We start from the raw sequence: 5,817 nt of genomic DNA on the forward strand, positions 1-5,817 counted from the left end.
CCCATCCCGACACTGACCTTCGGTACAGTGCGGGGCTTCTCGCAGGGAAGCTAAACTAAGTTACTTTTATATTCAATTAATGCTTGTTTTATAGATGGATTATTGGCATCAAGGTAAGGGATACGATTCACTTCTTGGTAACCATACTCGTACAACTGTGATAGTTCTTGTTCCGAAACTGCCCAGGGGGGACCTTGAAAGTCCTCCTCTTCGCCTTCTCGCAGACGAGTAACTATTAATAGGGTTCCTCCTGGTTTCAATAGTGTTGCGATCGCTTCTATTACTTTTCTTCTAATACTGATAGGTAATGCTTGTATTGTTCTCGATTCAAAGATAAAATCAAAGCTATTTTTCCAGCCATTATCTAAGTCTAGTAAGTCAGCCACTAGGTAATTAACAGAACTATTTTGAAACCGTTTTTTACACCATTCAATAGATGAAGGAGCAATGTCAAAAGCAGTAACATTAGCATTATATTGGGCTAATACTTCGCTATCATCTCCTAAACCACAACCGATAACTAGGGCTTTTTTCTCGCTTATAGTTGCTGTTTTTAACCAGTTTTCTAAACAAGGATGGGGTTGCATTTTTGCCCAAGGAACTCCCTCTGGGTTTCCTAATGCGTCGGTATAAATAACCTCAAACCATCCAGTAAAATCGTTTTTTTGCTGATAGTCTGAGGACAAATCTCTAACTTTTTGGCGTAATTTATTTAGATTTTCTTCGTTCATAACAATTATTAATTGTCAAGTTTTTTTAGCCATTGTATTATAGCTTGTTTAAGTTCAACGTCGAGGGGACGTTTCATTGCTGTTACAAAGTCTTCATCAGGGTTTCCCAGTCGTCGGAAACTGTGATCTAATCCTGGAAAAATATGAGTTTCTACCTGGGTATTTCCTGCTTTTTTTAATAATTCTTCTGCTAGTAATGCTTCTGTGTAGGGTGTATTATGATCTAATTTTCCGTGTAATAATAAAACAGGACAATTAATTTTAGCAATAAACTCAGAAGGTGGATAATCAAAGTGTTGTTTCCAGAGAGGGAGATAAAAATTCTTTGACCAATTTTCATCCCCTAGTTTAAAATAAGTATTTCCCTGCTTTATATTATCACATAATTCCTCAGTTTTGGCATAAACCCAATACATCAAAGGAAAAGTATGTTTAAAGTTATCAATGGCTTTTTGTTCTAATTTCCAAAAATTATCCCGTTGCCATTTTAAAATAGTTTCTAAGTTACTATAAACTCCTCCTTGCCAGATATAAAAGTCTAAATCTAAATTTTCAGCAGCCAACATCAAAGCAATAACTGCGCCTTCGCTTTGTCCTAAAATACCAATTTTATGATTATTGATATCGGGTAAATTTTTTAACCATTTTATAGCTTCTCTGGCATCATAGACTAAATCAAATAAATTTACATCATCGCAATTACCTTGGCTTTCACCACACCCTCTCTTATCGTATCTAAAAGTAGCAAAACCTAAATCTTGAAATAATTTAGCCTCATCTTTGAACAAATTTCTATCGGGTAAAGTAACAGGAAACCAGTCTTTTTTTGAGTTATCTAAATTCCCATCGCGAGTTTGAGGAAAAGAGCCTCCAATAAATAAACAAACAGGGGGTTTATCAATTCCCTCCGGCAATGTTAATGTCCCGTTGATTTTAGTTTCTTTTGAGATAAAGTAGGTTGATTTTTCCATAAGATTAGTTTTAGTTAATTCTTGCGCTATGGTTTGCCGTTGAAACAGAAAATACAGAAACCACGTCTGTGTATACTATGATCACCAGGTAAGTCATTGATCAATGATAAAAGCCTAGTAATTTTCGTTATCATCATCGACAATTAATAAGTTAATCATCTCAGTATATATAAAGTTATGTGTGGAATTGTGGGCTATATAGGCACAAAGATAGCAACCGAGGTATTAATCGACGGTTTAGAACGACTAGAATACAGAGGCTATGACTCAGCCGGTATTGCTACGGTTTTAGAAGGAAATTTACACTGCATTCGCGCAAAAGGCAAACTCTACAACCTCCGAGAAAAATTAGAACGAGAAGTCAACCCCTCACAAATGGGTATTGGTCATACCCGTTGGGCCACTCACGGGAAACCAGAAGAACATAACGCCCACCCTCATCGGGACAATACTGAAAGGGTAGCGGTTGTCCAGAATGGTATTATTGAAAATCATCAGGAATTACGGGAAGAATTAATCGATAAAGGGTGTGAATTTGCTTCAGAAACCGACACAGAGGTCATTCCCCATTTAATCTCTCAATATCTTCCTGAAACCTTAGATTACGATGGATTATTAGAAGCGGTGCAAAAAGCGATTCACCGTCTTAACGGGTCTTTTGCCATCGCTGTTATTTGTGCAGAGTACCCTGATGAAATCATTGTTGCACGGCATCAAGCTCCCCTAATTATTGGTTTTGGTCAAGGGGAATTTTTCTGTGCATCCGATGTGACTGCTGTAGTTCCTCACACCCATGCAGTTTTGTCCCTAGAAAACGGTGAAATTGCCCGTTTAACACCTCTCGGGGTAGAGGTTTACGATTTTGATCTAAAACGCCTGAAAAAGCTGCCTAGAACCCTAGATTGGAATATCACCACAGTCGAAAAACAAGGGTTTCGCCACTTCATGCTCAAAGAAATTTATGAGCAACCTTCGGTGGTGAGAAGTTGTTTAGAAACCTATTTAGATCCTAGTTGGAGTGTTGAAAAAGCAGAGGAAAAAAGTCCCATTAATTTAGGGTTAGCTGAGGAACTTTGTGACAATGTAGATTACATTCAAATTGTTGCTTGTGGCACCAGTTGGAATGCAAGTATGGTGGGTAAATACTTGCTGGAACAATTAGCAGGTATTCCTACTACAGTGCAGTATGCTTCAGAGTTTCGTTATTCTCCTGCACCCATGTTAGCAAATACCCTGACCATTGGAGTAACACAGTCGGGGGAAACTGCTGATACTTTGGCTGCATTAGAAATGGAAAAGCAACGCAAAATGGGCTTAGAATTTCCCTACGATGCACGAATTTTAGGTATTACAAACCGTCCCGAAAGTACCCTTGCTCACATGGTAGATCGGATTATTAATACACAGGCAGGAATAGAAATTGGGGTTGCTGCGACTAAGAGTTTTATTGCTCAATTAATGGGGTTTTATTGTTTAGCGCTCGAGTTAGCTTATCGTCGTAAAAATTTGAGTTTAGATAAATTTGAAAGTTTAGTTAAAGGGTTACGAGAATTACCCAGTCAAATCGAATTAATTTTAAGTCAACAAGAAAAACAAATCGAAGAATTAGCCCACGAATTTATTGATACTCAAGACTTTATTTTTTTGGGAAGAGGTATCAATTTTCCGATTGCTTTAGAAGGATCATTAAAGTTAAAAGAAATCAGTTATATTCATGCTGAAGGTTATCCAGCAGGAGAAATGAAACACGGTCCCATTGCTTTATTAGATTCCAAAGTTCCTGTGGTTGCTATTGCTATGCCAGGGGCTGTTCATGATAAAGTATTGTCTAATGCACAAGAAGCAAAAGCGAGAGATGCAAGGTTAATAGGGGTAACTTCTGTGGATGATAATGAAGCGAGAGCAACCTTTGATGATTTGTTGTTTGTTCCCCATGTAGATGAACTTTTATCCCCAATAATTGCAGTTATTCCTTTACAGTTATTAGCCTATCACATTGCTGCGAGAAGGGGGTTAGATGTGGATCAACCTCGGAACCTCGCAAAATCAGTTACTGTTGAATAATAAAGCTATTCTATTGTTTTATCATATTTACTTAAATCGTCTTGGGGAAGCTGTTTTATCTCTTGAAATGATCAGTGATAGAAACGCTATGAGTGCTTAGTAAAAGTTGTTTAAACTGTGATATTATTATAGGCTATAAGTCTTAATTAATATATTTTCTTTGAGATGAAGCAGCATTTTCCTGGTTACTACAGGCCCAATGAAGACGACTTTAAGTTTCTATGGGAGAACTGTATTTTCGTTCTTGACACCAATATTTTACTAAATATTTACCGATATCCACTCGAAGCAAGAAACGATTTGCTTGAAATTCTAAAAACAATATCAGATAGACTTTGGATTCCTCATCAGGTAGCACTTGAGTATCAACAGAATAGGCTAAAAATTATCTCTGAGCAAATTCAACGGTATCGGCAAGTTAGAAAGGTTATAGAAGACTCCGAAAATGATCTGAGAAAGTCAATTTATTATCTTACCAAAAGCTGAGGATATTATTGATGTAGTAATTGGAAAACCTGGACCAATGAGTGACATAAAAATCTGTCGCCAAACTTTAAATAAATTCAAGAAATACCAAACTTTTAGTGGAGATAAAGCTTACATTGGAGAAACTCAAATCACAACTCCGCATAAAAAGCCCAGGAAGGGAAAATTAACAGAAAATCAAATTGAAGAAAATAAAGCTTTATCATCTAATCGAATTTTTGTAGAGCATTTAATTCGAGTTGTTAAAGTATTTAAAGTGTTTCAAGAAAGGTTTCACTTACATAAAAATCGATATAAATCAGTTTTGTTAACTGTTTGTGGATTAGTTCGGTTGAGAATTAGTTCCCTAATTTTAGAAATAGTAGAATCCTCAAAATCTGGAGAGATAATTGACGTTAGAATGAGCCATAGTTTTATGTCCAAATTAGATTTAGTCCCTTCAAACTCTCATTAATTCGTTCTTAGGGCATTTTTTTACATCGAGTCTAATCCGCCTGTTTACATTGCTGAGACTGGGTTATAGATTCTTGGAGATGTCTAATAAGCAAAAACTCCGACGGGACTACCCGCGGAGATCAAAATGGTTACTTTAAATAATGACACAAAAGAACAAGAAACCATACATTCTTTAAAGGTATTTTAAGATATTATTTCTTCTTGTTAAGTTCGCCATAACTAAAAAATATCTAGTTTACATTTAGTTAACAATCTGAAACAGATTCTTTTTGTGAGACGCTTTTTAAATTCGCCAAAATTTTGGATTGTATTCAGTGCCTTTAAAGAGTCATTCTGGGGGGAAACTGCTCTTGACAATTCAAAATACTCATTTTACGATCCCTAGATGCGGTTTTACTTGGGAAAGAACTATGATTAAGCATATTGCATTGGGGTTATTACTGAGTTCTGGTGGTCTTCTGATTGCTTCGAGGGCTGAAGCAGCAGTTTTTTCGTCGTACCACTTTAATGGAACAGGGAATTGGTCAATGAATACAGTCACTAGTAGCAATGGAATGGTTAATACTATCACAGCAGATGTTCCACTAGGTTCGACAGTAGAAAAAGCCTTTCTCTACAGCACAACCAATGAAAGTGTTGATGAGTATACTCCAACAGTGACTTTGGAGGGGATAACATACACGGGGGATGATTGGACGAATCTTGGAATGGTGAATGGAAGTCTTTTAACTACATTCATAACAGATGTAACTAGTCAAGTCGCTACTCTTGTTGGTGGAGGGAGTGAGGATGTTTTCACTTTCGCTCTAAGTGATTATGCTTCCGAAAATATGATTAGTAATTACCTTTTAAGTGTTGTTTATAGCAACCCCAACGAATCTGAGCAAAACATTACCTTTTTAGCAAGCGATATACAACCCCCGGAAGCAGCTCCCTCTGTTCCTGAGCCAACTTCTACTGTCGGGTTAATTCTCTTAGGTATTTTGGGCTTAAGTCCAAGTATTAAAAAACAAATAAAAGACAAAGTTAGTTTATGATCAATTCTTCTAAATAAGAATGAAGCTTCTCAAAAAGTCTGGGGGGACTCGCCGAAAGTTAGGGGACAAAGA

At 36.8% G+C, this 5,817-nt stretch carries 6 protein-coding genes; 4 read left to right on the top strand and 2 right to left on the bottom strand.

The genetic code is table 11. The features are described from left to right. Nucleotides 1-50: 50 nt before the first annotated feature. Nucleotides 51-731 carry a class I SAM-dependent methyltransferase gene (locus P9B04_RS13045; protein ID WP_342055425.1) on the bottom strand — a complete coding sequence of 227 codons (681 nt, stop codon included), beginning with the start codon at nucleotides 729-731 and terminating at the stop codon, nucleotides 51-53. 8 nt (nucleotides 732-739) lie between these two features. Then, nucleotides 740-1,702: an alpha/beta hydrolase family protein gene (locus tag P9B04_RS13050; RefSeq protein WP_342055426.1), complete on the bottom strand. Its 963-nt coding sequence runs from the start codon at nucleotides 1,700-1,702 to the stop codon at nucleotides 740-742. 177 nt (nucleotides 1,703-1,879) lie between these two features. Between P9B04_RS13050 and glmS the strand changes: the two genes are divergently transcribed. The 4 genes from glmS (at nucleotide 1,880) to P9B04_RS13065 (ending at nucleotide 5,745) form a co-directional block, all read left to right on the top strand. Continuing rightward, complete coding sequence (gene glmS / locus P9B04_RS13055; RefSeq protein ID WP_342055427.1) at nucleotides 1,880-3,766, top strand: glutamine--fructose-6-phosphate transaminase (isomerizing); 1,887 nt, start codon at nucleotides 1,880-1,882, stop codon at nucleotides 3,764-3,766. Nucleotides 3,767-3,931: 165 nt separating this feature from the next. Next, a complete protein-coding gene (locus P9B04_RS25185; protein WP_446718001.1) occupies nucleotides 3,932-4,252 on the top strand; it encodes a PIN-like domain-containing protein in 321 nt (106 codons plus the stop codon). Between the two features lie 37 nt (nucleotides 4,253-4,289). Continuing rightward, on the top strand, nucleotides 4,290-4,706 hold the full coding sequence (locus P9B04_RS13060) for a transposase family protein (RefSeq protein ID WP_342055428.1): 417 nt from the start codon (nucleotides 4,290-4,292) through the stop codon (nucleotides 4,704-4,706). Nucleotides 4,707-5,118: 412 nt separating this feature from the next. Further along, entirely contained in the window at nucleotides 5,119-5,745 is a 627-nt protein-coding gene (locus P9B04_RS13065) for a hypothetical protein (RefSeq protein WP_342055429.1), read from the top strand. Nucleotides 5,746-5,817: the final 72 nt, after the last annotated feature.

This window comes from Crocosphaera sp. Alani8, assembly GCF_038442745.1.
GTDB lineage: Bacteria > Cyanobacteriota > Cyanobacteriia > Cyanobacteriales > Microcystaceae > Crocosphaera.